Raw genomic sequence first — 26,331 nt, 5'->3', positions numbered from 1 at the left:
ATCAATTATTGATTTTGTATGTAGTCAATGAATTTTCGTTTTACGTCTTCAAATGGGTACTCACGCCCTAGCACGAGGTAGCCAAAGCCAATGCCGTCCATAATAGCACCGAAGAAAAAGTACTCGACCTCAGCTCGCCCGGGAAATATCTCCTCGAACATGGGCATTAGCATGTCCTTCTTGGCCTTGCCCACAGTATCGAACCACGGCTTCATACTTTTCACCACGTCAGGCTGCATCATCAGAGTCAGAAACAGGCGCATGTACTCCTGATTATTGTACATGAAATCAGCCGATGCTTCTGCCATACCTATCAGCCTTTGCTTGGCGGTTGCGTTCGGATCCAGGGTCAGGATATCCTCTGAGTTCTTCATTGCCTCAGTAAAAATGGCCTGAAGCAAATCTTCCTTGCTTTCGAAATAATTGTATATCAGCCCCTTCGAAATACCCGCCTTGGCAGCAACCTGAGCGATAGATGTGCTATGAAACCCATTGTGGGCAAACAAATCCAAGGCTGCAGCAATAATCTTCTCCCTGCTCTGCTCTCTTATCTCCTCTATCTGTGCCTTGGTTCTTGGGCTCATTTATAAGTTACTTTTACATTGACTAAACGGTCAGTCAAAAATATGGTTTCATTTTGACAGTTTAAAATTTTCATACTATTTTTTTGCATTTTTGAATACAGGCCTGGGCTTTCCTCAAAAATGTTTCCGCACACATTTTAATTTAAAGCCTATCTTCCGATATTGAAGCCTCAAACAAACCCGTTCGCTATGAGATCCTTCTTTCGATTCACTCTTGTATCATTGTCACTTTTCGTGTTTTCCTGCGGCACTAAGGAAAACAAGCCGGTCGACGCAGATGATATTCAACTCAGCTGGGAGCTGGTGGAAAATCAGGCGGGCGGAGAAAGCCAGCACAAGGCAAAGTTTACTATCACCAACAATGGTCCCGCACTCTCAGGTACCGACTGGGCCATTTACTACAATCAAATCGCCAGTCACGATTTCGTCTTCCCCGAAGGAGCAAAGTTGGCTATAGAGTTTGAGCTGGGAACGCTTTTTAAACTAGTACCAAAAGAGGGGTTTGAATTGGCCCAGGGTGAAACGCTCACCTTCGAGTATGCGGCCGGGGGTGCTATCGTTAAAAACTCACAGCAACCGCTTGGCCCCTACCTTGCTCAGGGAAATGATAACGCCAAAACCATCAGCAACTACCAACCTGTCACGCTCACCATGGATAACCCGGAAGTGCTGAAGGTCGTAAAGACGCTGATTCCCACAGCTAAGAATCTCTTTGAGAAAAACCAATCGCTCAAGATGCTCCCTACCTCCCAGCTAGGCAAAGTGATCCCGACGCCCATGAGCATAAAAGCAGGAAAGGGTTCATTCATGCTGCAAACTCCGCTCGTCATCTATCATGAAGCTGGTTTGGGCAGTGAGGCAGAATTACTTAAGTCGGCTCTGAGCGAGGTGCTTGATGGTGAAGTGAGTACGCAGGAGGGCAAAGGCCAGTCGTTGCAGCTTAAGTTGGGTAAATCCGGAGGGCCTGAATCCTACACGCTGTCTATTAACACATCGGGGATTCAAATTACCGGAACTGATGCCGCCGGAGTATTCTATGGTATCCAGAGTTTAAGAGCGCTACTGCCTGTGGCTACTTATGAAACGCCCGCATCGGGTATTTCGCTGGATCAACTCACTATTGACGATGCTCCACGTTATCCCTACCGGGGCATGCACCTGGACATGGCCAGAAACTTTGAATCGAAGGAAACGGTGTTCAAGCTGCTCAACGTGATGGCCTACTACAAGCTCAACTACTTCCATATGCACCTGAGCGAAGATGAAGCATGGCGGCTTGAGATACCTGGCCTTCCTGAGCTGACTGACATAGGCAGCCGCAGGGGGCATACCACCACCGAAGAAGAGTTTCTTCACCCGGAATACGGCTCCGGCCCCGACCCCAACGATCCTAACTCTCCCGGCAATGGTTTTTACAGCAAGGCTGACTATATAGACATACTTCAACACGCATACAAAAGACATATCAGGGTGATCCCTGAAATTGATATTCCAGGGCACTCCAGAGCCGCAATCGTCTCAATGAAGAATCGGTACAATCGCCTCATGAAAGAAGGCAAAACCGAAGAGGCCAACCAGTATGCGCTTCACGACCCCGAAGATGCGTCCGAGTACATGTCGGTGCAGAACTTCCCCGACAACGTCATCTGCGTTTGCCGTCCCTCCGCTCTCACTTTCATGGAGAAAGTATTTGACGAAATCATTGCCATGCACAAGGAAGCCGGAGTGCCATTGGAGTCGATTCACATAGGTGGCGACGAAGTGCCCAGGGGTGTTTGGGAAAAATCACCGATTTGCAATGAGTTCCGGGAGACTCACGCTGAAATTAAGAAAACCCATGACTTGATGCCCTATTTCATCGGAGAGCTGATCAAAATATTGGAGAAAAAAGGCATGCCAACATCTGGGTGGCAGGAAGTGGCCATGCGAGAAGGGGCCGATGGAAAAGAAGAGGTAAACCCGGTATTTGCCGACTCCGGTATGCGCCCGTATGTATGGATACCTGACCCCAACTTACCAGGGCTTTTGGCCAACGCAGGATACACACCCATCATTGCCAATGCCACCAAGCTGTACTTTGACCTGGCCTACAACAACGATCCTGAAGAGCCTGGCCAAACATGGGCCGGGTTGGTAAATACGCAGTCGGCGTGGGAAATTGTGCCTCAAAATATCTTCTATTCTTCAGAAAAAGACAGTCGGGGTAACTCAATAGATGTGGAGGCCGAAATGAAGAAGATGGTGAAGCTGACACCAGAAGGAGAAAAAAACATTCTTGGGATACAGGGACAGCTTTGGGCAGAAGTGGCTAAAACACCTGAATTACTGGAATACGTTGTTTTCCCAAAGCTAGTTGGACTCGCTGAAAGAGCCTGGGCTGGTAATCCTAAATGGGCAGCCATCGACAATCTGGAGCAACGAATAAAAGCAAGGGACGCAGCCTGGAATGGCTTTGCTAACACCATGGGACAGAAGGAAATGCCAAGGCTAAGCTACCTTGAAGGAGGCGTAGGCTACAGAATCCCACGGCCAGGGGCGAAAATAGAAGGTGGGCAGCTCCTGGCGAATAGTGAGTATCCAGGCTTGATTATTCGCTACACGACCGACGGATCAGAGCCCACAGCCAGCTCCCCGGAATACAACGAGCCAATAGCGGTGAGCAGTACGGTAAAACTAAAATGCTTCGACGTCAGAGGGAGGTCGGGCATGAGCTCTACAGTCTCTCCGCAATAAGATTCTCACAAAACTTCCTGAAAGCGTTCATCTTTCAGGAAGTTGAGTTATTATTGGTTAATAAAACTCCAACAAAATGAAAAACCTGCTTATTTGCTTTGCCGTTGCTTTTGTCGCAATCGCTTTCACTTCATCTAACACTATGGCTCAGGGAAAAGGAAATTCACTTCGTCACGTGGTACTATTCAAGTTCAAAGACACTTCCTCCGCAGAAGATGTGAAGAAAGTGGTAGAAGCCTTTGAGGCGCTCCCTAAAAAGATCAAGCAAATTAAAGCTTTCGAATGGGGCACCAACAATAGTCCTGAAGGATTGAATCAAGGACTTACTCATGCTTTCATCCTTACCTTCAACAGCGAAAAGGACAGGGATGATTACCTCGTCCATCCAGATCATAAAGCGTTTGGAGGTATCGTGGGGCCGCATCTGGACGGTGTAACAGTAGTTGATTTCTGGGTGGAGAAGTAAAGATCAACGAAGCGATCCAATTTTCGTTAATGGGTTAGAAAATACCATCCCATGAACCGCAAAGACTTTTTAAAGAGCTCACTGATTATCGGAGGGCTACTGGCCACCAGTAGCCCTCAAGTTTTTGCCAACAAAAGAAGAACGACTGTTCGCCTCCTCAGACATGCCACTCTCTGGGTAGAGATGGGCGGAGTCAAACTACTCGTCGACCCGATGCTTTCAGCCAAAGATGCCATGGCACCGGTGCAAAACGCCGGCAACGACTACCGCATCCCCATGGTGGATCTTCCTCTTTCATCAAACGAAATAAAGTCGCTTGTCAGCCAATGTGATGCTGTGCTGGTCACACATATCCACCGAGACCATTGGGACAGTGAAGCCCATGCTTCAATCCCTAAAAACAAGCCTATATTCTGTCAGCCATCTGATCTTGAGAAAATCAAGAACCTGGGTTTTGAGAATGCCGTAGCAATTGCCTCCGACTACCCTTTCCAGGGCCTTTCCATTGCCAGAACTGGAGGTCAGCATGGAACAGGCGAAATTGGCCAGCTAATGGGGATTGTTTCAGGTTTTGTTATTACGGCAGGTGCAGACAAACTGTACATCGCAGGGGATACTATTTGGTGCGATGAAGTGGAAACTGCCGTAGCAAAATACACACCCAACGTCATTGTGGTGAACGCCGGAGCGGCGCAGTTTCTGAAAGGAGACCCAATCACTATGACCCTCGCTGATATTGAGAAAGTGCTAAAGGCATCTGGCAAAGCAAAGGTCATTGCTGTTCACATGGACACGGTCAATCACTGCCTCCTGCACAAAACTGACGTAACCAAATACGCCTCAGAAAACAATGTCACGAAACGGCTGCTGGTGCCTGCCGATGGCGAGGTGGTCTCAGTTTAACTGCTTACCTTTCCATAGCAGGTAAAGTAAATCGCAAAGTCAAACGTCAGCATCTTTATGGGAACAAAAATTAACGTTATCGTTACTGGTGCCAGTGGCATGGTAGGCGAAGGAGTCATGCACGAATGTCTCAACCACCCCGATGTGGAAAAAGTGCTGGTGATAGGCAGGAAACCCTGTGGCACCACTCACCCTAAGCTTACAGAGATCATTCATAAAGACTTCTTTGACCTTACTCCAATCGCTGACCAGCTCAAGGGCTATAACGCCTGCTATTTTTGTCTGGGTGTGTCATCAGTAGGCATGAAAGAACCAGAGTACAAAAAGCTCACTTACGACCTCACCCTGCATACAGGCGAACTGCTGGCGAAGCTGAACCCTGACATGACCTTCTGCTATGTTTCCGGTGCAGCTACCGACAGCACTGAACAAGGCAAAAGCATGTGGGCAAGAGTAAAAGGCAAAACAGAGAATGATCTGCTGAAACTGCCTTTCAAAGCCGCCTATATGTTTCGTCCAGGTTATATGCATCCAACACCCAACCTCAACAACACGCTGAAATACTACAAATATATCACCTGGATGTATCCCTTTCTCAAAGCGGTATTCCCTGGCAGCGTAAGCACACTGGCAGACCTGGGGCAGGCTATGCTGGGAGTGACATTGAAAGGGTATGATAAGAAAGTGCTGGAGGTGAGGGATATTAAGGCGGTGGCGGGGTTATAAATAGTGCCTGGTCAGCCACTAATAGTCCACCCCGAAAATTTACTGCTTGATCCTTTTTTTGCAGAAAGTGCTTTTCACTCGTTCTGCTATATTGAAGTACGGAATCCAAATTAATGCAGCCACACCGGCACGCACTGCCTCCTTAATAGTAGCATTTCGGTCAGTTTCACTTAGCACTCCTGGAATTAACTCATCCGTAATCAATGCGTCAACAATTGGCACTATCAAGGCTAGTGCATAAAAAATGGTCACCAGCCTCGGAACGCTTGTTCTTCTCTGATAAAAGAGAACAATTATCAGAATGCTGAAAACGAAAAACATGTAGTTGTACACTAACTCAGCGCCGACAAATACAAGGACAGGGAGTGATTTTACCCCGCCGTCCGTTAGCAATATAATACCATCCCACATCCCTGCACTTAGTTGATCATTACTCAAAAGGTCAATAACCAATCTGATTGGAGTGAGCGTAAGACCTATAGCAGGCAGGATTAGCCAGCCTCCTATAGGTTTATCTTCAGCGAACTCCCATGGCTCAGGGTCATAGATTTTGTATGTCCTCACTGCAAAGAAAACACCAAGAAATAAACTCACAACCGCCAGAAAGGATGACACCCAGCTGACCTTAGAAGCAGACGCCGCCAGGTTCTCGTTGTACGTCAGGTATTGTGGCATTTCAGTTTTTACACTTTCTATCTTCTGTAGGAAACCATTAACTGAATCGCCTGAGATAAAACTTTTCTTCAAGTCGTAGCGAAACGACACGGACACAGTTCTTCCTTTTATCTGTGTCGTCTTCGAGAAATCAAATGCTTCATTTCCAAGGTTTATAGTTTCACCCTCTCCAGACCAATCCTCAGGAAGGTCAATTTGAGTATCCTGAATATAGGAGTAAGGCTGTCCCAAATAGTAGGGCATTTCATGGTTAGCTGCTTTTGGATAGTTCAAATAAGACTCCAACACCAATGGATACGCCTCGCAAAGGATGTACTCTTTGTCATCTGAGTCGACCCAGAATTTCTCTATTTCATAAAACTCCTCGACAATAATCTTGTTCTTGCTAAGACGATCGTAGTCATAAAACTTTACGTCCCCGGAAGATGTAATATGGGGATAAAGGCTACTGTAGTAGTTCAAATACTCTTTTTTAATATTTTCGAAAGAGTTTGAGGCAAAATAGCTTCGAATGTAATCTGCCCGGCTGCCAGTATACTCGGTTCGAACATGCATTGCTGCCCCGCCACCTATGGATTCAACACTGATTACCTCATTTATCTTTATAGTTGGTAAGTTTTTTGTTGCAACTTCTCTAAGAGCACTAGAACCTTTTTTTATCTCCAATCCAAATTCATAATTGGGAAATGAGATTAGCCCGATATTCCCTCCCTGATTAGAAATCGTTGGATCGACAAAATAGTCTTCTCCATTGTGAGAAAATGATACAACACAGTGATCGAATAACGAAAATCCAGGTAGCTCATCACCTAACTTATGGCCTACCGCCGTATTTACGAGCATCGGATTCGCCACAACGTCTATTTTCCTTAAAAGTGCTACCAAAAGAAGGGACTTATCCTTACAGTCTCCAAATCGCTGTTCATAGACTTTGGCCGGATTATGGGGTTTATAGGCCCCTATACCCGACTCAAACCCCAAGTACCTTACCTCATCCTGCACTTTCTGAATCAAGCTCGCAATTCTAACCTCTTCGCTTGCACCACTACTCAATGGGAACTCAATTTGCTGTACTTCAGATTCAGGATATTGATACAATGGTAAGGCCCAGGCAACAACTTCTTCCCACGATTTGAAAGTTGAAAAAGAAACCCGTCTATGAGGGTCATACCACGTCGGAATATTGTTGTCAACCAGCAAATAGTCTTTTGCATTCACAGTCCAACTATATTCATCCATACCACTGACATTCGTGCGACGAGGGCTCTCCGCAGCGTTGAACAATTTGAACTGAATAAACTTGCTGGGGTCATTGATAACTTTGGTTCTCACTGTATTAACCGGAACCGAAAACTGTTGGTAGTAATTAGCGCTAAAGTGGCCACCATTTATTGGGTTGAAACCAATAAGAGAGTAAGAGTAGTCGATGATATCGTTTTCCCGAACGTCCTCCAAATTGATGACAGCAGTGAGGGATCCGTCATAAAGCGACCGATCCATACTGGTCTCCCTTTGAAAAATTTTTATCACCTCCTTGCTCAGCTTACTATGCGACACGCCTTCACGGATCAAATTCAATTCGTGGAAAACAAGCTTCTGGTAAGTAGGATCGAATGACACACTGATATCGGACATTGATTGCACACCGTCAGCGTTCAAAATCTTGTAGACAAACCGTCGGAACTTCGTTTCCTTTGGTAAATGATCTTCTTGTTGAATAAGGAGATATTGATAAGAATTGCTACTACCCGGAACTATAGAGTCGTCGAATTCTACCCTACTGACCCAATTTGATGGCTTATCGACGGAAACATCTTTTTCGGCGACGGCGAAGTAACCATTTAAGACAATCGCTGCAAGAGCAAATATTTGGCGCATATAACCACTTAAAAAGTGTTGATAGTTATGTCAGCCAATAATATATATTTACAGTAAATAATCAACTACTATCTTTTACAAACTTGCTTTTGAAAAAAGAATTTGAATACTAATCCTTAGAATTATTAAATATTTACCAAAGAAAGAAGCAGTGTCTAACCCTGTTTTTCAATCAATAAAGCTCAGTATCCACCCCTTCAACCCCTCCCTATCCGGCTCACTCACCAAACTCGAAACCGCCTTCTCCACGTTCTCCTTCCCTATCCTTTCCACCCTCGATCCAAAGACTTCTCTGTTATATTCCGTACTAAATTCGGGATGCCCCTGGATACCAAAAAAAGTATCGCCGACAGTGAACATTCCTACCGGGCACTCAGGAGATGAGGCCAATACCTTTGAGTTGGGGGGTAGTTTCATTACCTGGTCCTGACATAGCATGAGGATATTGTAGCTGTCAGGCGCTGGTCTCATCCAGGTGGGTTTCTCTTTGATAGCGAATTGATGAACACCAATCAGGTAGCCAACTTCGGCCCGTCCCACTTTTCCTCCTAGCGCCTCTCCCATCATCTGATGGCCAAAACAAACGCCGACGAACTTCTTACCGCTGTCGTAAATCTCCTTCGTAAACGCTTTTAACTGGTGTATCCAGGCAATGTCGTCGTATACTGAAGCCTTCGAGCCTGTGCAAACAAAAGCGTCATAGTCTGCTATGGACGGAAAACTGCCATCGCAAACAAACCATGGCTCCAGTTTCAACTCAGGCAGAAGTTGGTCGAACATGAAGGGGTAGTCGCCATGCTTAACGGCAAACTGTTCAGCTACATGATCGCAAACCAGCAGGGCCACTTTCATTTTAAGACACTCTCAGGTGAAAGGATTTAGGGCGAGTCAAAGCATCATAGCCCAATGAAGACAGTGTGTACCCCTTGCCGGAGTTCTTCACACCAGTCCAGGCTAACTCAGGGTCGAGGTAATCGCAGCGGTTCATGAACCAGGTGCCAGTTTCCACTTCGTTGCCAATGGCAAGGGCTTTGTCTACATCTTTAGTCCAGATAGAAGCTGTGAGTCCGTACTGACTGTCGTTCATCAGCTTGATGGCTTGGTCATCGTCTTTCACCGGCATGATACCAATGATCGGCGCAAAGCTTTCCTCAGACATGATCTCCATGGTGTGATTAACGTCTACCAAAACATGTGGAGCCAAATAGGGCGCCGACATCTCCGGAAAGTCAATGGCACTGACTAGCAGTTTGGCTCCTTTGGCTACTGCTTCTTTCACTTGTTGCTGGGCTTTGGCCATATTGGAAGGTCGTACCATTGGCCCCAGTGTGGTATCTGACTTGCGAGGGTCAGCTACTTTGTAGGTTTTTGTCAGCTCCACAAAGGCTTTAACAAACTCATCATATTTCGACTGGTGCACATAAATGCGCTCAATGCCACAACAGCTTTGTCCAGAATTGAAGAAAGCCCCGTCCACCAGGTTTTCCACTGCAAAAGCCAGGTCAGCATCTTCTCTTACGTAAGCAGGGTCTTTTCCACCCAGCTCCAGACCAGCAGTGATAAACCTGTCTCCAGCCGCTTCCTGAATGGCATGACCACCTTCCACCGAGCCAGTGAAGGCCACATAAGCAATTCTTGGGTCATGGATCAGATCGGCTACCTGGGCATGATCGATGTGCAAAAACTGGAAAACACCATCCGGCAGTCCGGCGGCCTTGAATGCCTCTGCATATCTCTCAGCGCACAACGCTGTTTGTTCGGCGTGCTTGAGAATGACAGTATTGCCGGCCATGATGGCCGGGATAACCACATTCACAGAGGTGAGATAGGGATAGTTCCATGGGGCCAACACTAATACTGTTCCCAGGGGTTCTTTTCTTATAAAGCGTTTGAAGCCTTCTTTTTGAGATACTTCCTTGTCCTTCAAAGCATCAAAAGCAGACGCAATCATGTATTCTGCCCTGTCTTTGAAACCACCTTTGATTTCGTTCGGCGTGTAGCGCACGGGGCGTCCCATTTGCATAGTAATTTCAAAGCCCCAGTCGTCGGCATGATCTACAAAATACTGTACCGCTTTACGGCAGATTTCCGCCCGCTTTTCTAACGAAGTCTTTCTCCATGAAGGAAATGAATAACAAGACTTGGCAACTACAGCATCAACTTCAGAAGCCGTCGCATAGCTCCTTTCGGTGTAAACTGACCCGTCGACCGGGCTGATGATTTGAAAACCTTTTTGCATAAACTTATTGAGGGGTTACGTAGGCCGCCGTGATACCACCATCTACCATAAACTCGGTACCTGTGACATAAGACGAATCGTCGCAAGCGAGGAACAATGCTGATTTAGCCATTTCTTCCGACTCACCAAACCGTCCCATTGGCACGTGCACCAGGCGACGCTGTTTCTTTTCCTCTGTGTTTAGGAACTTCATCAGCAGGTCAGTTCTTAGTGGGCCTGGACACAATGCATTCACCCGGATGTTTTCTCTCGCATGAATGACTGCAAGTTCTCTTGTCAGTGACAGTACAGCGCCTTTACTGGCGGTGTAGGCCACTTGCGGCGTGGCGGCTCCAAGAATTGCAACGAAGGAAGCGGTATTAATGATGCTGCCTCCTCCTGCTCTTTTCAGTGCGGGAATGCCATACTTGCAACCAAGAAACACGCCTTTGGCATTGATGTTCATGGTCAGATCCCAGGTTTCTTCGGAGGTGCTTTCAGCATTGTCGTCGTTGGAATCCATGATACCGGCGTTGTTGAACAGGATGTTCAGCTTGCCATAGGTGCTCTCGGCGAACTTCACCATATTTTCGCAGTCGGCTGCTTTGGAAACGTCTGCTTTCACGAAGGAAGCTTCAAAACCAGCCTTTTTTATTTCATTGACTGTCTCTGTAGCACCTGCCTCATTCACATCGGCCACTACCACCTTGGCACCTTCTTTTGCAAAAAGCATCGCACTGGCCTTTCCTATGCCACTGCTTCCCCCTGTGATCAGGGCTACTTTATCTTTTAGTCTCATGTATTGGTTATGGTAAATTTTAGATTGGTGCCCACAGCCCGAGCTGGTGGCACCAATGTGATTTCATTAGTTCTGTTTATATTCTAATTCTCTGCTGCCACCACCTAACGGTGTGTGCACCTGAGCCACAGCATCATATCCTCTCAAAATACCTTTTCCGCTCCCAGTCCGACACGGCTTTTTCGTGATCAGCCACTTCGGTTTCGTAGAAATGGGCGTAGTGTTTCACTACCGCTTCTCCAAACGCTTCTTTGGCAAATGAGCTTCCCTTAAACAACCTCACGGCCTCTTTCAAAGTTCTTGGCACCCCGGGCAAATGCGCCGCTGCATAAATATCTCCCTCGAAGCATTTCTCCGGCCGTAGCTTCTCTTTCATCCCTTTCAATCCACTAGCTATAGACGCCGCCAGGGTCAGGTAAGGGTTACAATCAGCACCCGGAATTCTATTTTCTATTCTTAAGCTATTCCCCTCTCCTACAATTCGAAATCCGGCCGTGCGATTATCCTTGCTCCAGGCCATGCGGGTTGGTGCCCAGCTTCCATCTACAAAGCGCTTATAGGAATTGATCGTTGGTGCATAAAACACCATCACATCAGGCACATACTTGATCCAGCCGGCCAGAAAGTGGCCAAACTCCTTCGACGCCTTTACCGGCCCAAAATCTTCATCGCCCACAAAAAGGTTTTTACCGTCTTTCCACAAACTGATATGCACATGAGAGCTGCTCCCAGCCCTGTCCTCATGGAACTTGGCCATGAAGGTAACTGAGATGCCCATTGAGTCGGCGAGTTCTTTCAGGCACTGCTTGTATACGATATGCCTATCAGCCATTTCCAGTCCCTCGGCATATTGCACATTGAGTTCATGCTGCCCCAGCCCCCATTCCCCTTTCGAGTTCTCTACAGGCACGCCCGACTGCTTCAAGTGCTTTCGGGCAGCGGCGGTAAACTCTTCTGTTCTGGTGCCTTGCATAATATGGTAGTCTTCGAGGTACCATCCGGCAGGCGTCATTTGGCTGTACCCAGCTTCATGTGCTGACCGATAATCGTTTTCAAAAAGGTAGTATTCAAGCTCAGTAGCCGCAGCGGAATCGAAGCCCTGAACTTTTAGCTGCTTGATTTGACCAGAAAGCAGGGAACGGGGTGCTTCTGGTATCAATTCATGCGTTTTGTCGGAATACACGTCGCAAACAACCAGGGCCGTAGATTCCAGCCAGCTGGCTACACGCAGTGTTTTCATGTCGGGCACCAAATGAAAATCTCCGTAACCCAGCTCCCAATTGGCGAAGTCGTAGCCAGGAACCGGCTCCATTTCCATGTCGGTGGTGAGCAGGTAGTTGCAGGCATGCGTGCCACCTTTCACTACGCTTTCCAAAAAGAACTCAGCGTCGTAGCGCTTGCCCATCATGCGACCATAGTGATCGGTAAAGGCGGTGATAACTGTCTCGATCTCCTCTGAGGCCACTTTCTTTTTCAGTTCATCCAGGGTAAGCATTCCTTTCACTAGCATGGTCACGATTCTTTATAGGTGAGCTTAAACCAAATATAAGCGATAATCAGCAGTCCGAAATAGATCAGGGCCAACATTGGGTTGTACCAGGTGATGGCCACAAAAGCAATCGCTGCTATCACTAACGCCGTTGCAGGAAACAAAGGGTAAAATGGCACTTTGAATGGGCGCTCCAGTTCGGGCTCATTTTTCCTGAGCACAAAGAAGGTGATCATCGACAAAATGTAAAGTGTCAATGCTCCAAAACAGGCAATAGTGATAATTTCGCCTGTTTTGCCAGTAAGCAAGGCCAGTATCCCCACCACCATATTGGCCACCAGGGCATTGGCAGGCGTACCGGTTTTGGGGTGCACCCTGCCCAGGGATTTGGGCACGTAACCTACCCGCCCAAACTCAAAAGTGGAGCGACCGGCTGCAAGAATGATCCCGTGGAAGGAGGCAACCAAACCAAATAACCCAACGGTTATCAACAGGTGATACAAAATATGTCCCTCTCCTACGATCCTTCCAAGTGCCAGTGGCAAAGGCGAGTCGGAGGCCGTGCTGCTTCCCTCTGGAAATACAACCGCCTCCCAGCCTGCCACGCCAACTGACGAAACAAAAGTGAGGATGCAGAGCACCACCAACGTGAAAATGGCTGACCCAAAACCAATCAGAATGCTCCGCTGAGGGTTTCTGGCTTCCTCGGCCACATTGGCTACGCCTTCGATAGCGAGGAAAAACCAAATAGCGAATGGAAGCGCCGCAAAGATGCCCTGAAAACCATTGGGGAGGGCATTGACCTGTAGGTTCTTGAATTCAAAAGCTGGCAGACACACGCCTGCAAAAATCAGTAATTCTACCACCGCCAGAATGGTGATGACCAGTTCAAAAGTAGCGGCAGCTTTTACGCCGGCTATATTGAGAGAGGTAAAAACCAAGTAAGCCGCCAGGGCAATGAATAGTGTATTAATATCGGGGAAGAAAATATGGAAATAAGCACCAATGGCAGCGGCAATGGCTGGAGGCGCAAAGATAAACTCAATGTTTTGGGCCATACCGGCCAGGAACCCCAGGTTTTTGCCCAGCGCCCTGTTGGCATAGTCAAACGCTCCACCTGCCTTCGGAATGGCACAGGCCAACTCGGTGTAGCTGAAAGTGAAGGTGACGTACATGATGATGATGAAAAAGGTAGCGATCGCCAGGCCGAGTGTGCCACCTTCTGCGAGGCCCAGGTTCCAGCCGAAGTACATGCCAGAGATGACGTAGCCAACTCCCAGCCCCCAGAGCATGAGCGGCCCCAGCTTAGGTTCAAGTTTGTTCTCTACTGCGGCACTTTCCGGTTTGGTCTCTCCCATCGTCCGAAAATAGCGATTTGTTATTCAATTGTTAAGTAGAAGTGAGGTTAAGGATATGTTAAGAGTGAAAGCGATCATCGCATGCTGACCATATTCAATTGAATTTCGTATATTTTGATCAAATAAGTAATCAATATGAAAAAGACACAGGTACTGGACGCCATACAGGATATGCCTGAAGATATTGCCATCGACGTGTTGATGGAAAAATTGATCGTGCTGCAAAAAATCGAAGAGGGACAGAAGCAAATCCAAGAAGGCAAAGTCTACAGGGAAGAAGAAGCTGAAAAAAAACTAGAGAAATGGTTAAGGTAATATGGTCTGAGCAAGCCATAGATGATTTGACCAACATTGCGAATTACAACAGCAGGTTTTCCGAAAACTACTCCTCCTCTCTGGTTAATAAGCTCTTCAAGAAGCCCAACATTCTCAAAACGATGCCAAAGATTGGCAGAGTTGTTCCTGAGAAAAAAGATGATTCAATTAGAGAACTCATCGAAGGTAATTACAGACTGATTTGCCAGATATCTAGCGAAGAAAGAGTTGATATACTCACAGTACACCATTCTTCAACCCCACTAATAAATCTCTAATATTCACGACAGTCAATATGCGCCTCCTCCCAACAGAGCATAAAGACATCATGAACCTGCTTAAAGAAGCGGGGCTTGACAACGAGATCCTGCTTACCAAAAAGACAGGATGGGTGCACCTGAAACACAAAGGTGAGGTTTTCAGCTTCCATCGAAAGAAAGTGACATCACTTGAAAGTGGGAAGTTTATGGACAGCCTTGAATACTATGTCGGCACGCCACGAAAACCAGAGAAAGTTGAAAACTGGCTTGAAGTTGCCGAACAACTAAAAGCCTGGCTGGAAAAATAATTTACCAGAACTGAAAAACACATTTGCAAAATATCCGTACTATCATTTACTTTGAAACACAAAGTACTTTTAAATGGAGAAACAAAAATACTTAGACGACCTGCATGAAATAAAGTCGATCATGGATCGCTCTTCCAGGTTTATCTCACTAAGCGGCATGTCGGGTATAGTGGCAGGCTGCCTGGGGCTCATCGGCGCTTATGTTGCCTACGAAATGGTGTATAGCGGTCAGAACTACCTGGGCTACCGACAGGCACTGCTGAGCAACGAAAACATCTCTCAGTTGTTGATTATCGCTGTGGCCCTCCTGCTCTCCGCCGTAGGCGCCGGTTTGTTTTTCACACAACGCAAGGCTTCCAAAAACAATCAAAAACTATGGGACAGTCAGGCTAAGCGCTTGTTGATCAATCTATTTATTCCCCTGGCGGCAGGCGGCGTTCTGTGCGTTATTTTGCTCTTCAAAGGTCTGATTGGATTGCTGGCACCCCTCACCTTGCTGTTCTACGGCCTTGCGCTCGTGAATGCCAGTAAATACACCCTCTCCGAAGTAAGAAGTCTGGGCCTGATCCAGATAATTCTCGGCTTGCTTGCTTGTCAGTTTATCGGCTACGGCTTGTTGTTTTGGGCGATTGGCTTCGGACTGCTCCACATTGTCTATGGCATTGCCATGTACATAAAGTACGGGTCGTGAAAGAGCTGCTGAAAGACCTGAACAAGGCGTTCGAAAACAAGATCCGCCTGGGCATTATGTCTGCCCTGATGGTGAACGATGCCATGGATTTCAACTCATTCAAAAGCCTCCTCGACGTCACAGACGGCAATCTGGCCACCCACCTGAAGTCGCTGGAAACGAGCACCTATATCTCTGTACAAAAAGAGTTTATCGAACGAAAGCCCAATACTAAATACATGGCCACCGCAGAAGGAAAAGAAGCTTTTGTCAGACACATCAAGGCTATTGAGCAATTGCTAAAGTAAAAAAATTTATCTATTCACTTTGAAAAACAAAGTACTTTTAAATTCAGTAAACATGGAAAATGAAACCACTCCGCTAGAAAAAGTAAACAACTGGATTAAGAATTCAGTGATGTTAAAGCTCACCACCATTACCATTTTGGTGTTGTTGTTACTGATACCCACTTCCATGATCACCTCGATCATCAGCGAACGTGAACACCTCAACAATGCAGCTGTGTCAGAAGTCAGCGGCAAATGGGCTGATAGCCAGCTGGTGAATGGCCCTATCCTCACCATACCGCTTGTGTACGAATACCTGAAGGACGACAAGATAGTGGAAGCGGTGAAGTATTGGCATATCCTGCCCAAGTCGCTCGATATCACCGGAACGGTAGACCCGGAGAAGCTCAGGCGAGGTATTTACGAAATTGTCGTTTACAGATCGGCATTGGCTGTGAATGGCAGCTTCGTCATCGACAAAATGCCCGATGAAAATAACCTGAAGACCATCAGGTGGGGACAGGCGTTTCTTACCATCGGTATTTCAGACCTGAGAGGTATTGAAGACGATGTGGTAGTCAAATGGAATAACCGTGACCTGAAAGTAGAGCCTGGGTCACGCATTTCGGACATCGCCTATGCTGGCTTTACCGTCGCAGTACCCGACCTGACCGACGCTTTTGGGAAAGACCTCGCTTTTGGCTTTGACCTCAAGCTTCAGGGAAGCCGGAATCTGTCGTTCACCCCGCTTGGCAGCAACACCAATATCAAGCTGACTTCGGCATGGCCCAGTCCCAGTTTCAATGGCAACTTCATTCCTGACGATCGGGAAGTGAGCGATGCTGGCTTTTCTGCCAACTGGAAAGTGCTTCAGCTCAACCGGAACTTCCCTCAGTCGTGGATCGGCTCGGGGGAAGCCGAGAAGCTGCAAAATTCGGCCTTTGGTGTGGATCTCATCTTGCCTCTGGATGACTATCAGAAATCGATGCGGTCAGCTAAATACGCCATCATGACGATAGTACTCACTTTCCTTATCTTCTTCCTGGTCGAGATACTGAATGGTAGAAAAATACACCCTTTCCAATACACCCTTGTGGGATTGGCCTTGTCACTTTTCTACATCCTGCTGATCTCCATCTCTGAGCACGCCAACTTTAACCTGGCTTACGCCATCTCCACCTGTGCGATAGTCGGCATGATTTCGTTGTATTCCATGAGTGTCTTCAAAATGCCGAAGCTTTCCATGCTGCTGGTGGCTACGTTGATTGGCATCTACGGCTTCTTGTTTGTTACACTTCAGCTGGCTGACTATGCGCTACTGATGGGAAGCATTGGCTTGACGATCATTCTGGCAATCACTATGTATTTCACCAGGAATATTAACTGGTACAAGCTGAATATTGCTGCTGAGTAGATCTTCAAAAAAGGATTTTCAGGCTTCATATACCCTGCCCGCCAACTGGCGGGAGTGAAGCCTGGAAATCCTTTTATAACATTGAATCATATAAATTTAAAACTCTACATCGAACAAAATGAGATACATTCCCTCCCTCCTCTTCTTCCTTTTTCTCTGTTTCATCATTGTGATGGCAGACACCAATCATAAACTACACATTATGAGAGTGTTTGAAGGCGTTCCTTTTGGTGACAAAGTGGGGCATTTTATGCTCTTTGGGTTTCTTGCAGGCCTGATCAATGTCGCACTGAAATTCAGACGATTAAAAATTCGGTCGCTCGATATCAATATGGCTGGCGTAATTGTCTTAAGTTTTGCCGTAGCTGAAGAGTTTACCCAATTAGCCTTTGCCACGAGAACCTTTGAGTTGGCAGACATGCTCAGCGACGTGCTGGGGGTGTGGAGCTTTGTTTTCCTTTCAGAATGGATGTGGAGAAGGATAACGAAAGAGTCACGTTAAGGCGCTATTTTAAATGATGTAGTGAGAGCTCGTTTCCTATGCTGAAACTAAAATTGTTATCATTATCTTTATAGTCATAAGATGTCTATTCATGAAAACAAGCTATCAGTTCACTGCGCAAATTGAGAAAGACAAAGAAACCGGGCTTTACATAGGCATGATCCCTAACCTACCCGGTGCACATACACAGGCGAGCACACTCGACGAGCTGCAGACCAACTTGAAAGAGGTAGTGGAGCTTTGCCTGGAAGAGTTAAGCCCGGAGGAACTCGGCAATTTGTCTGAATTTATTGGCTTCCAGCAAATATCGGTTTCGGTGTGAACAAGCTCCCTATTATCAATTCAAAGACATTTGAACTACTACTTTTGTCGCTCGGCTTTGAGATAAAAAGACAAAAAGGAAGCCATGTTTTTTACCGGCACCCGGATGGAAGATATACAACACTCCCACACCACAAGGGTACAGACATCAGCCGGTCTTTGACAAGAGCAATATTGAGACAAATTGACCTTACACCTGAGGAATTTATTGAGTTGTTGGGTAAACTTTAATTATGTCGTTGTCTTTTGAATTTTGTCTACCTCGCTAAAATGGGTAGTTGGACATCCTTCAAAATGGTATATCCAAAACAAAAAAGCGCAAAGAGAACAGTATCCCTTTGCGCCTTTGTAATTTCCCCTCACAGGGATTTGCGAGAAAATATCAATTCTTCTTCACCCAATCAGCCACCCAATCGCCCACTTCAGAAGTAGATTTGGAAGCTTCTTTGCTGATGTCTTCGGTAACGAAATTGGCATCAAGCGAAGCGTTTACAGCGTCTTTTATCTTCTTGGCTTCATCCAAGAGGTTGAAGGATTCCAGCAACATGGCGGCTGAAAGAATGGTCGCTACAGGGTTGGCAATGTTCTTACCAGCTGCCTGAGGGTATGAACCGTGGATAGGCTCAAACACGGACGTATGCAACCCAACAGATGCTGAAGGCAACAAGCCAAGGGAGCCTGTGATCACACTGGCTTCATCAGAAAGGATGTCGCCGAACATGTTTTCCGTCACCATCACATCGAATTTCTTTGGCCACTGGATCAGCTGCATGGCAGCATTATCCACGAACATATAGTCCACCGTGATTTCCGGATAGTCTTTCTCCATGCGCTGCGACACTTCTCTCCACAAACGGGAGCTGGCCAGCACATTGGCTTTGTCGACAACTGTCAGTCTTTTGTTTCTTTTACCAGCGTACTCAAACGCCAGTTTCAATATTCTCTCGATTTCATCAACTGAATACACGCAGGTATCAAAAGCGGTCTTCTGGTCTTCAGTTCTGCCTCTTGGCTGACCGAAGTAGATGCCACCTGTTAGCTCACGAACGACCACAAAATCGGCACCTTCTACCCTGTCGTTTTTCAACGGGCTCTTATCAATCAGAGAGGGGAATGTGGCTACCGGACGGATGTTAGCGTACAAGCCCAGCTTCTTTCTCATGCCTAGCAAGCCCTGCTCAGGTCTTACTTTTGCTTTCGGGTCGTTGTCATACTTAGGGTCGCCGATAGCACCGAAAAGCACGGCATCTGCTGCCATACAAATCTCATGCGTGGCATCCGGATAAGGCTCGCCTACTTTGTCGATGGCAGCTGCACCGGTCAGAGCAAACTGAAAGTCAAAACTATGTCCGTATTTTTCACCTATGGCTTTCAATACTTTGATGGCCTGGTCTACGATTTCAGGGCCTATTCCGTCTCCGGGAAGGGTGGCTATTTTATACTGCATGCTCCTTATTTATGATTTTCAATAATGTTCAACATCTTAATGGTCGCCTTAATGGCCGCCACGGTCTGGTCAGGGTCTAATCCCCTGGTTTTGAATTTCTTGCCGTTCTCCCACGTAATGGAAGTGATTACCAAAGCATCGGTTTCACCTCCCGGAGGAATCTGCACCTCGTAGTCTATCAGCTTGGGCAACTTGCGCCCAAAGTCGTCGTAAATGGCCGTCAGCGAGTTCATGAACGCATCGTACTGCCCGTCGCCTGCGGCGGTTTTCTCGTATGTCTTACCACCAATCTGGATGGAAAGCGTGGCCATGGACTTCAGCCCCTGAGCGACCGACAGTGAGTAATTCTTGATGATGACATGCTGCTCGATCTTTTCGCTACGAAGCACGTCGTTGATAATAAAGGGAAGATCCTCTTTTGTAATCGTCTCCTTTTTATCCCCTAATTCAATAATTCTTTCAGTAATCTTCTTGGTATCCTCTTTGCTTAGCTCTATGCCCAGCTCTTCAAGGTTCTTCTTAATGTTTGCCTTGCCCGACATCTTGCCCAGCGCATAAGAGTAGCTCCTACCGAAACGGTCCGGACTCAGGCTGTTGTGATACAGGTTGTCCTTGCTGTCGCCGTCAGCATGAATGCCGCTGGTTTGAGTGAACACAAACTCACCGATCAATGGCTTGTTGCCAGGAATTCGAACGCCGGAGAAAGACTCCACAATCTTACAGACCTTGTAAAGCTTGGTTTCATCTACCTGCATGTCGAGGTGAAGGTGGTCTTTCACAATGCCAATCACGCTGGACAGCGCCACGTTGCCCGCCCTTTCGCCCAGACCATTTAATGTAGTGTGCACGCCGTAAATACCCGCCTCAAGTGCCGCATACACGTTGGCCGTACTCAGGTCATAATCGTTGTGGGCATGAAAGTCGAAGTGAGCCTGAGGAAATTTCGTGGTCATGGCCTTGCAGAAGTCATACGACTCTTTGTGGTTCAATATGCCAAGTGTATCCGGCAGCATGATTCTTTTGATCGGCATCTTCAGTAGCCCCTCAATCATGGTATCTACATAGTCGGGCGAGGTGCGCATGCCGTTCGACCAATCTTCGAGGTACACATTGATAATGAGCCCCTGCTTGTGAGCGTAGTCAACTGTTTCAGCTATGTCTGTCAAGTGCTGGTCTACCGTCTTTTTCAGTTGCCCTTCGCAATGCTTGCGGGAGCCTTTGCACAGCAGATTGAGCACTTTGCCTCCCGAGTTTTTGATCCAATCGACAGAAATGTTTTTGTCGACAAAGCCAAGTACTTCCACCCGGTCGAGAAAGCCATTTTGGCCTGCCCAGCCTAGTATTTTCGTTGCCCCCTTCAGTTCTCCCTCAGATACACGAGCCGACGCCACCTCAATCCGGTCGATGTTCAGCTCCTCCAGCAATAGCTGCGCTATCGTCAGCTTTTCACTGTCGGTAAAAGAGACACCAGAAGTCTGCTCCCCATCTCTGAGGGTCGTATCCATTATTTCAACCTTCATGGAATTGGCTTAAGCCCTTGAAGACTCGAATGCTTCAATATCTTTTTTGATGTTCAACAGGTAGTCGATGTCATCGAAGCCGTTGATCATGCACTCTTTTTTGTAAGTGTTGATTTCGAAACTTTCTTTCTCACCAGTAGCAACGATGGTGAAAGTTTGCTCGAGCAAATTGGCTTCGAATTTCGTTTTTGGGTCTTTCTCTATCGCATCAAATATTTTCACCAAAAAGCCTTCGCTTACTGTGATAGGCAGCAAGCCTGTGTTGAGTGCGTTGCCCTTAAAAATATCAGCAAAGAAGCTGGAAACAACTACTTTGAAACCGCCGTCGTAAATCGCCCAGGCAGCATGCTCCCGGCTCGATCCTGATCCGAAGTTTTTACCGCCCACCAGTATCTCACCACTGTACTTAGGATTGTTCAACACAAAGTCAGCAATGGGCTGATTGTCTTTGTCGTAGCGCCAGTCACGAAACAGGTTCTCACCGAAGCCTTCTCTGGTAGTCGCTTTCAAAAATCTTGCCGGGATAATCTGGTCAGTATCTACGTTTTCGATGTCAACGGGAACAGCAGAACTAACGAGGGTATGAAATTTATCTTTTGCCATGATAGTGTTCTTAATAAGGGTGAATTACATTACTTCTCTGGGGTCGACTAAGTGACCGGTAACTGCCACTGCTGCTGCCGTTAGCGGGCTGGCCAGCAAGGTTCTTGAGCCCGGGCCCTGCCTTCCTTCGAAGTTTCTGTTTGAAGTAGATACGGCGTATTTGCCAGATGGAATTTTATCATCATTCATTGCCAAACATGCCGAACAGCCAGGTTGACGCATTTTGAAGCCGGCAGCCTCCAGTGTTGCCACTATGCCTTCTTCAATGGCCATTTTTTCCACCATTTTAGAACCCGGCACAATCCAGGCAGTAATGTTGTCAGCCTTCTTTTTGCCTTTCACAAATTCTGCAACAGCCCTTAGGTCTTCGATGCGGCCATTGGTACAGCTACCTACAAACACATAGTCGATCGGCTTGCCTTGCAGTTCATCGCCGGCATTGAAACCCATGTACTTCATCGACTTCTCGAACGACAACCGCTCGCTGGCTGGCATCTCGTCCAGCTTCGGAATGTGCGACTTGATTTTGGCACCCATACCTGGATTGGTTCCGTAGGTGATCATCGGCTCGATGTCAGAAGCATCGTACGTCAACTCCTTATCGAATTTGGCATCGGCATCAGTGCGCAGCTGCTTCCATTTAGCAACAGCCTTGTCCCAGTCAGCACCTTTTGGCGCAAACTCTCTGCCTTTGATGTATTCAAATGTCTTTTCATCAGGAGCAATCAAACCACCACGGGCACCCATTTCGATGCTCATGTTGCAAACGGTCATCCGGCCTTCCATAGAAAGACTGGTAAATGCTGAGCCTGCATACTCTACAAAGTAGCCTGTGCCACCTGATGCAGAAATCTTGGAAATGATGTATAGGATAAGGTCTTTGGCAGTTACTGACTTGTGCAGGTCGCCATTGACAGTAATCCTCATTTTCTTAGGTTTCGGCTGCATGATACACTGCGTAGCCAGCACCATTTCCACTTCGCTGGTACCAATACCGAAGGCAATGCTACCAAATGCACCGTGGGTAGAAGTATGGCTGTCACCACAAACGATGGTCATGCCCGGCTGCGTAATGCCCATTTGAGGCCCCACCACGTGCACAATGCCCTGAAAAGGGTGGTTGATGCCGTATAGCGTAATGCCGTGCCTTTCGCAGTTCTCAGTCAGCTTGTCTACCTGAAACTTCGAGAGCTGGTCTTTGATGGTCAGATGCTGATCAATTGTCGGGATATTGTGATCTGGCGTAGCTACTGTTCTTTCCGGCCTAAACACTGGCACCCCTCTCTTTTCGATGCCTCCAAAGGCCTGAGGGCTCGTAACCTCGTGAATGAGGTGTTTGTCAATATACAAAACGCTCGGGCCGTCCTTGATCTCCTTTACTACATGGGCATCCCAAATTTTATCAAACAGCGTGCTTCCCATTTTTTATTCTGTCTTTAAGTGTTGTCTTGCGATAATAATTCTGAAAAAGCGCAATTACTAATTCAAAAGAGGGTGCAAAATTAAGGAATAGAATTGGAAAATGCTTTTAAAGTGGTGAGACAATATGCTCTTCGGTCTCAAAAAAATGGTAAATCAGGCTGATTGCACAAAACGGCTTCATCACTTCTATTCCCGATCATGCATGAATCATTGCATTTCCATACCTCCTCCTAGCACTCCCAAGCAATCTTCCTGCTAACGTTGCCGTACTCAAAGTCAGTGCCTACCATCAGCAATACAATCGAGTTGCCCAAAATCTAATCTACAATTAGGAATTATTAACTCAATGATCTACATTTAGGAAACATAAAACAAAATGAAAGGAACCAATCTTGGTGAATTTGAGGAATTGGTCATGCTTACGGTGGGAATACTTCAGCATGAGGCCTATGGTGTTACCATAAAGGATGAGTTGGAAAAAAGAACAGGTCGCACTCCAAGTATCGGAGCCTTGCACAGCGCCCTTACACGACTGGAGGAAAAAGGTTTTCTGAAATCTGCCTACGAAGGAGCAACTGAAGATCGGCGTGGGAGAAGAAAGAGGTTTTACACCCTAACTGCATCGGGGCTTGAGGCGACCAAGCTGGCCTATGAAATCCGCACTGAAATGATCCACTTGATTCCGAATATCTCACTCTAGTGTCAAGTCAGCATAATCCACCACGCTTAGCGGAAAGGTTTTTCCATTGGTTTTGCCATAATGCTCACCTTGAAGGTTTGGAGGGAGATCTCTACGAAATGTTTGACAGGAATGTTGAATTGGTGGGACTGAGAAAAGCGAAAATAATCTACATCAAGGACATCATTACATTATTAAGGTCAACAGTTGCCAAACCGATGAAATTCAACTCAAAACTGAATGCAATGGACATGTACAAAAATTATCTACTCACCGCCGCTCGGATGGGTTGGAAACGGAAAGGGTTTTCTCTTATCAATCTGATGGGTTTAACGCTCGGAATTAGCAGCGTTATTTACATTTCGCTATTCGTTGTGGACGAGTTGAAATATGACAAACACATTGGCGACCTGGAGAATAAGTATCGTGCCTACAATATTTACCACAACAGCAGCGGAAGCATTAAGAACATGGCGCTTGTTCCCCCGATGTTTGCACCAGAGTTTAAGAGCAATTTTCCGCAGGTTGAGAAAGCTGGGCGCATTTTCTTCGACTACGGTGGCACCACCTTCCAGGTAGATGAAAGCATGTTTGCAGAAGAAAATGGTTTTTTTGCAGAAAAGGAAGCGCTTGAAATATTGGATATCCGGATGAAATCCGGCAACCTGGAAAGCCTCCGGGACATCCATAGCATTTTACTCTCAGAGTCAACTTTCCGACGTTTTTTTGGAGATAGTCCTTTTGATGAACAGACTGTAACTATCGGCAACGAAACTACTTTGAAGGTAGGCGGCGTATTTGAAGATATCCCGAGACAGGCACATATCAAACCAGGCTATTTTCGATCATTCGAGTATATAAAGAGAGAGGCAGGTGAAGAGCGGATGAATAGCTGGAGATGGCAGCAGTTCTATACCTATTTCGAGTTGACGCCTGGGACGAACATCAGCGAGTTTGCGGCAAATATACGCTCTTTTACGGAGGAAACTGCCTGGCCAATCACCCAACCTATCGGCTTCTATTATGAGCCTGCTTTCCAAAATATTGGCGACATTCACCTGCACTCCGGAACCATGGACTGGGAGGTGGCTGAGCTTGGCAGCTACCAGTCTGTTGCCTTTCTTTCAATTTCGGCCTTTATCATACTCCTTATCGCCAGTCTGAATTTTGTAAATCTTACGTCTGCCCAAGCCCTAAAAAGAGCTAAGGAAGTTGTTGTACGAAAATTTATCGGTGCCAATCGTGCCCAACTGATAACGCAGTATGCCATTGAATCGCTTTTGTATACCATACTGGCTGGCTTCCTTAGTCTTGCACTGGTCGTGCTACTGCTGCCATGGTTCAATCAGCTGGCCGACAAACAGTATACAATAACGGAAGTATTCAACCCGCTTAATCTAGGGGTTTTTGCACTATTCGTTTCATTGCTCGGAATAGTCTCCGGCGTGTATCCCGCTTTGCTGCTTACATCTTTTCAACCGCTGGACGTAATGCACGGCAGCCCGACGTTTGGCAACAAAAGGAACGGCGGCAAGATAGACTTAAAACAAGCAATGGTAGGGCTACAGTATGTGCTGTCGATTGGGTTGGTGCTGGTATCTTTAATCATGCAAAGGCAATACAGCTACCTGCAGAACACCGACATGGGCTTTAACAAGGAAAATCTTCTGGTTATTCCCCTCACTAGCAATATGAAAAGCAATATTGAACAAGTAAAGAAAGTCTTTTCTGATCACTCCAATATTGAACGAGTCACTGCCTGTTACGGTGTGCCTGGTGGTATGGTCGCAGGAGACCGCATTACCGTTCCTGATCTCGACAATAAAGAGCAGACAATCGGCGCCTTTATGATTGACGAAGACTACTTGCCTACAATGGATATGCGACTTGTGGCAGGGCGCAATTTCTCCAGCGACACCCGTTCAGATGAACTTCAATCATTTATAATTAACGAAACGGCTGTCAGGAACTTTGGATTTGGCTCACCAGAAGAGGCGATAGGCCGGCCACTGCATTGGGGCATGTGGAATGAAGCTGACACCTTGAAAAAAGGAAGAGTAATTGGTGTTGTAGAGGATTTCAACTACAAAAGCCTCCACAGCGCCGTGGAAAGTGCTGTTTTACAAATTGATCGGCGAGTTTTTCAATTTCTCGTGTTGAAGATTGGTGATGGGGATTTGAGTAGCACGATCGCCTTTCTCGAGGAACAATATAAAAGCCTGGAGGCCAATAGGCTTTTCGAATTCGACTTTGTTGACAAGACATTTCAACAGTTTTATGAGTCGGAGCAGCGAACCAGTCAAATGTTTACCATTTTTACCATATTGGCCATTTTCACCGCTGCTATTGGCTTGTTTGGGTTAGTAAACTTCAGCATAGTGAGCCGGGGAAAAGAGATTGGTATCAGAAAGGTGCTTGGAGCCAACACTAGGAGCATATTTCTTCTACTTGTGCAAAAGTACTTTGTACTTGCTATCATTAGTCTTGCTATTGCTCTTCCTATTGCATACAACTTCGCCTCCGGCTGGCTAGACAATTTTGCATACAGGACAAAGGTCGGTGTCGACATTTTCCTGGTGGTAGCAGTAGTAACGATAGCGATGACCATTCTGACTGTGGGATATCAAGCCTATAAAGGAGCCAGCTTGAACCCATCAGATAAGTTGCGGTCAGAATAGAGTCTAAACTACTACTCCATAAAGAGTACATATTTCGGCAAAGATTGCCTGCTAGAAAGCTGTGTGGGCGACTTTC

26 protein-coding genes are annotated in these 26,331 nt (G+C 46.7%); 15 read left to right on the top strand and 11 right to left on the bottom strand.

The genetic code is table 11. The annotated features are described in order from the left end of the window. Nucleotides 1-5: 5 nt before the first annotated feature. Complete coding sequence (locus RIG68_RS14800) at nt 6-584, bottom strand: TetR/AcrR family transcriptional regulator (RefSeq protein WP_350123667.1); 579 nt, start codon at nt 582-584, stop codon at nt 6-8. Between the two features lie 189 nt (nt 585-773). Here RIG68_RS14800 and RIG68_RS14795 point away from each other — a divergent pair, with 189 nt between their 5' ends. From RIG68_RS14795 to RIG68_RS14780, 4 genes are all read left to right on the top strand, one after another. Further along, a complete protein-coding gene (locus RIG68_RS14795) occupies nt 774-3,317 on the top strand; it encodes a beta-N-acetylhexosaminidase (protein WP_350123664.1) in 2,544 nt (847 codons plus the stop codon). Between the two features lie 76 nt (nt 3,318-3,393). Beyond that, nucleotides 3,394-3,783, top strand: a complete 390-nt coding sequence (locus RIG68_RS14790; protein WP_317490858.1) for a Dabb family protein — start codon at nt 3,394-3,396, stop codon at nt 3,781-3,783. Between the two features lie 51 nt (nt 3,784-3,834). Further along, a complete protein-coding gene (locus tag RIG68_RS14785) occupies nt 3,835-4,686 on the top strand; it encodes an MBL fold metallo-hydrolase (protein WP_350123662.1) in 852 nt (283 codons plus the stop codon). A gap of 57 nt (nt 4,687-4,743) precedes the next feature. Continuing rightward, a complete protein-coding gene (locus tag RIG68_RS14780; protein ID WP_350123659.1) occupies nt 4,744-5,412 on the top strand; it encodes a Rossmann-fold NAD(P)-binding domain-containing protein in 669 nt (222 codons plus the stop codon). Nucleotides 5,413-5,451: 39 nt separating this feature from the next. On the opposite strand, the gene RIG68_RS14775 is transcribed toward RIG68_RS14780, so the two are convergent. The 6 genes from RIG68_RS14775 to eat form a co-directional block, all read right to left on the bottom strand. Continuing rightward, nucleotides 5,452-7,965, bottom strand: a complete 2,514-nt coding sequence (locus RIG68_RS14775) for a DUF3857 domain-containing protein (protein WP_350123656.1) — start codon at nt 7,963-7,965, stop codon at nt 5,452-5,454. 168 nt (nt 7,966-8,133) lie between these two features. Next, entirely contained in the window at nt 8,134-8,817 is a 684-nt protein-coding gene (locus RIG68_RS14770; RefSeq protein WP_350123654.1) for a glutamine amidotransferase-related protein, read from the bottom strand. Between the two features lies 1 nt (nt 8,818). After that, a complete protein-coding gene (locus RIG68_RS14765; RefSeq protein WP_350123651.1) occupies nt 8,819-10,204 on the bottom strand; it encodes an aldehyde dehydrogenase family protein in 1,386 nt (461 codons plus the stop codon). A gap of 4 nt (nt 10,205-10,208) precedes the next feature. After that, nucleotides 10,209-10,982: a glucose 1-dehydrogenase gene (locus RIG68_RS14760; protein WP_350123648.1), complete on the bottom strand. Its 774-nt coding sequence runs from the start codon at nt 10,980-10,982 to the stop codon at nt 10,209-10,211. A gap of 133 nt (nt 10,983-11,115) precedes the next feature. Further along, on the bottom strand, nt 11,116-12,492 hold the full coding sequence (locus RIG68_RS14755) for a glutamine synthetase family protein (protein WP_350123645.1): 1,377 nt from the start codon (nt 12,490-12,492) through the stop codon (nt 11,116-11,118). A 2-nt stretch (nt 12,493-12,494) separates the two neighbouring features. Further along, a complete protein-coding gene (eat, locus tag RIG68_RS14750; protein ID WP_350077033.1) occupies nt 12,495-13,829 on the bottom strand; it encodes an ethanolamine permease in 1,335 nt (444 codons plus the stop codon). A gap of 135 nt (nt 13,830-13,964) precedes the next feature. Here eat and RIG68_RS14745 point away from each other — a divergent pair, with 135 nt between their 5' ends. The 9 genes from RIG68_RS14745 (at nt 13,965) to RIG68_RS14705 (ending at nt 18,137) form a co-directional block, all read left to right on the top strand. Continuing rightward, nucleotides 13,965-14,144, top strand: a complete 180-nt coding sequence (locus tag RIG68_RS14745) for a hypothetical protein (RefSeq protein WP_350123642.1) — start codon at nt 13,965-13,967, stop codon at nt 14,142-14,144. Then, a complete protein-coding gene (locus tag RIG68_RS14740) occupies nt 14,132-14,422 on the top strand; it encodes a type II toxin-antitoxin system RelE/ParE family toxin (RefSeq protein ID WP_350123639.1) in 291 nt (96 codons plus the stop codon). The genes RIG68_RS14745 and RIG68_RS14740 overlap by 13 nt, the downstream gene beginning before the upstream one ends. Before the next feature lie 17 nt (nt 14,423-14,439). Beyond that, nucleotides 14,440-14,712, top strand: coding sequence for a hypothetical protein (locus tag RIG68_RS14735; protein WP_350123636.1), 273 nt, complete (start codon nt 14,440-14,442; stop codon nt 14,710-14,712). 73 nt (nt 14,713-14,785) lie between these two features. Next, on the top strand, nt 14,786-15,403 hold the full coding sequence (locus RIG68_RS14730; protein ID WP_151998456.1) for a hypothetical protein: 618 nt from the start codon (nt 14,786-14,788) through the stop codon (nt 15,401-15,403). After that, complete coding sequence (locus tag RIG68_RS14725) at nt 15,400-15,690, top strand: winged helix-turn-helix domain-containing protein (protein WP_350089391.1); 291 nt, start codon at nt 15,400-15,402, stop codon at nt 15,688-15,690. The genes RIG68_RS14730 and RIG68_RS14725 overlap by 4 nt, the downstream gene beginning before the upstream one ends. 52 nt (nt 15,691-15,742) lie before the next feature. Beyond that, entirely contained in the window at nt 15,743-17,083 is a 1,341-nt protein-coding gene (creD, locus tag RIG68_RS14720; protein ID WP_350123633.1) for a cell envelope integrity protein CreD, read from the top strand. A gap of 118 nt (nt 17,084-17,201) precedes the next feature. Next, nucleotides 17,202-17,585 (top strand): VanZ family protein, encoded by a 384-nt coding sequence (locus tag RIG68_RS14715; RefSeq protein WP_350123630.1) that lies wholly within the window; start codon nt 17,202-17,204, stop codon nt 17,583-17,585. A gap of 91 nt (nt 17,586-17,676) precedes the next feature. Continuing rightward, entirely contained in the window at nt 17,677-17,907 is a 231-nt protein-coding gene (locus RIG68_RS14710; RefSeq protein WP_350077022.1) for a type II toxin-antitoxin system HicB family antitoxin, read from the top strand. After that, nucleotides 17,904-18,137 carry a type II toxin-antitoxin system HicA family toxin gene (locus RIG68_RS14705; RefSeq protein WP_350123627.1) on the top strand — a complete coding sequence of 78 codons (234 nt, stop codon included), beginning with the start codon at nt 17,904-17,906 and terminating at the stop codon, nt 18,135-18,137. The genes RIG68_RS14710 and RIG68_RS14705 overlap by 4 nt, the downstream gene beginning before the upstream one ends. Before the next feature lie 151 nt (nt 18,138-18,288). Here RIG68_RS14705 and leuB read toward each other — a convergent pair whose 3' ends face one another. Genes leuB through leuC form a run of 4 tightly spaced genes read right to left on the bottom strand, consistent with a single transcriptional unit; the run spans nt 18,289 to nt 22,898 of the window. Continuing rightward, nucleotides 18,289-19,353: a 3-isopropylmalate dehydrogenase gene (gene leuB, locus RIG68_RS14700; protein WP_151998450.1), complete on the bottom strand. Its 1,065-nt coding sequence runs from the start codon at nt 19,351-19,353 to the stop codon at nt 18,289-18,291. A 5-nt stretch (nt 19,354-19,358) separates the two neighbouring features. Beyond that, on the bottom strand, nt 19,359-20,873 hold the full coding sequence (locus tag RIG68_RS14695; protein ID WP_350123624.1) for a hydroxymethylglutaryl-CoA lyase-like TIM-barrel protein: 1,515 nt from the start codon (nt 20,871-20,873) through the stop codon (nt 19,359-19,361). 9 nt (nt 20,874-20,882) lie between these two features. After that, nucleotides 20,883-21,476, bottom strand: coding sequence for a 3-isopropylmalate dehydratase small subunit (leuD, locus tag RIG68_RS14690; protein WP_350123621.1), 594 nt, complete (start codon nt 21,474-21,476; stop codon nt 20,883-20,885). A gap of 24 nt (nt 21,477-21,500) precedes the next feature. Continuing rightward, nucleotides 21,501-22,898: a 3-isopropylmalate dehydratase large subunit gene (leuC, locus tag RIG68_RS14685; protein ID WP_350123618.1), complete on the bottom strand. Its 1,398-nt coding sequence runs from the start codon at nt 22,896-22,898 to the stop codon at nt 21,501-21,503. A gap of 376 nt (nt 22,899-23,274) precedes the next feature. Between leuC and RIG68_RS14680 the strand changes: the two genes are divergently transcribed. After that, complete coding sequence (locus RIG68_RS14680; protein WP_350123615.1) at nt 23,275-23,598, top strand: PadR family transcriptional regulator; 324 nt, start codon at nt 23,275-23,277, stop codon at nt 23,596-23,598. Beyond that, entirely contained in the window at nt 23,598-26,255 is a 2,658-nt protein-coding gene (locus tag RIG68_RS14675; RefSeq protein WP_350123612.1) for an FtsX-like permease family protein, read from the top strand. Before RIG68_RS14680 ends, RIG68_RS14675 begins: the two co-directional genes overlap by 1 nt. Nucleotides 26,256-26,331: the final 76 nt, after the last annotated feature.

This window comes from Imperialibacter sp. (assembly GCF_040222385.1).
GTDB lineage: Bacteria > Bacteroidota > Bacteroidia > Cytophagales > Cyclobacteriaceae > Imperialibacter.
This window is presented reverse-complemented; position numbering and strand designations above follow the sequence as displayed.

Bases quoted from the DNA above. Each gene is read 5' to 3' on its own strand.
- RIG68_RS14800 (WP_350123667.1), bottom strand. From the start codon at position 584: ATGAGCCCAAGAACCAAGGCACAGATAGAGGAGATAAGAGAGCAGAGC.
- RIG68_RS14795 (WP_350123664.1), top strand. From the start codon at position 774: ATGAGATCCTTCTTTCGATTCACTCTTGTATCATTGTCACTTTTCGTG.
- RIG68_RS14790 (WP_317490858.1), top strand. From the start codon at position 3,394: ATGAAAAACCTGCTTATTTGCTTTGCCGTTGCTTTTGTCGCAATCGCT.
- RIG68_RS14785 (WP_350123662.1), top strand. From the start codon at position 3,835: ATGAACCGCAAAGACTTTTTAAAGAGCTCACTGATTATCGGAGGGCTA.
- RIG68_RS14780 (WP_350123659.1), top strand. From the start codon at position 4,744: ATGGGAACAAAAATTAACGTTATCGTTACTGGTGCCAGTGGCATGGTA.
- RIG68_RS14775 (WP_350123656.1), bottom strand. From the start codon at position 7,965: ATGCGCCAAATATTTGCTCTTGCAGCGATTGTCTTAAATGGTTACTTC.
- RIG68_RS14770 (WP_350123654.1), bottom strand. From the start codon at position 8,817: ATGAAAGTGGCCCTGCTGGTTTGCGATCATGTAGCTGAACAGTTTGCC.
- RIG68_RS14765 (WP_350123651.1), bottom strand. From the start codon at position 10,204: ATGCAAAAAGGTTTTCAAATCATCAGCCCGGTCGACGGGTCAGTTTAC.
- RIG68_RS14760 (WP_350123648.1), bottom strand. From the start codon at position 10,982: ATGAGACTAAAAGATAAAGTAGCCCTGATCACAGGGGGAAGCAGTGGC.
- RIG68_RS14755 (WP_350123645.1), bottom strand. From the start codon at position 12,492: ATGCTAGTGAAAGGAATGCTTACCCTGGATGAACTGAAAAAGAAAGTG.
- eat (WP_350077033.1), bottom strand. From the start codon at position 13,829: ATGGGAGAGACCAAACCGGAAAGTGCCGCAGTAGAGAACAAACTTGAA.
- RIG68_RS14745 (WP_350123642.1), top strand. From the start codon at position 13,965: ATGAAAAAGACACAGGTACTGGACGCCATACAGGATATGCCTGAAGAT.
- RIG68_RS14740 (WP_350123639.1), top strand. From the start codon at position 14,132: ATGGTTAAGGTAATATGGTCTGAGCAAGCCATAGATGATTTGACCAAC.
- RIG68_RS14735 (WP_350123636.1), top strand. From the start codon at position 14,440: ATGCGCCTCCTCCCAACAGAGCATAAAGACATCATGAACCTGCTTAAA.
- RIG68_RS14730 (WP_151998456.1), top strand. From the start codon at position 14,786: ATGGAGAAACAAAAATACTTAGACGACCTGCATGAAATAAAGTCGATC.
- creD (WP_350123633.1), top strand. From the start codon at position 15,743: ATGGAAAATGAAACCACTCCGCTAGAAAAAGTAAACAACTGGATTAAG.
- RIG68_RS14715 (WP_350123630.1), top strand. From the start codon at position 17,202: ATGAGATACATTCCCTCCCTCCTCTTCTTCCTTTTTCTCTGTTTCATC.
- RIG68_RS14710 (WP_350077022.1), top strand. From the start codon at position 17,677: ATGAAAACAAGCTATCAGTTCACTGCGCAAATTGAGAAAGACAAAGAA.
- leuB (WP_151998450.1), bottom strand. From the start codon at position 19,353: ATGCAGTATAAAATAGCCACCCTTCCCGGAGACGGAATAGGCCCTGAA.
- RIG68_RS14695 (WP_350123624.1), bottom strand. From the start codon at position 20,873: ATGAAGGTTGAAATAATGGATACGACCCTCAGAGATGGGGAGCAGACT.
- leuD (WP_350123621.1), bottom strand. From the start codon at position 21,476: ATGGCAAAAGATAAATTTCATACCCTCGTTAGTTCTGCTGTTCCCGTT.
- leuC (WP_350123618.1), bottom strand. From the start codon at position 22,898: ATGGGAAGCACGCTGTTTGATAAAATTTGGGATGCCCATGTAGTAAAG.
- RIG68_RS14680 (WP_350123615.1), top strand. From the start codon at position 23,275: ATGAAAGGAACCAATCTTGGTGAATTTGAGGAATTGGTCATGCTTACG.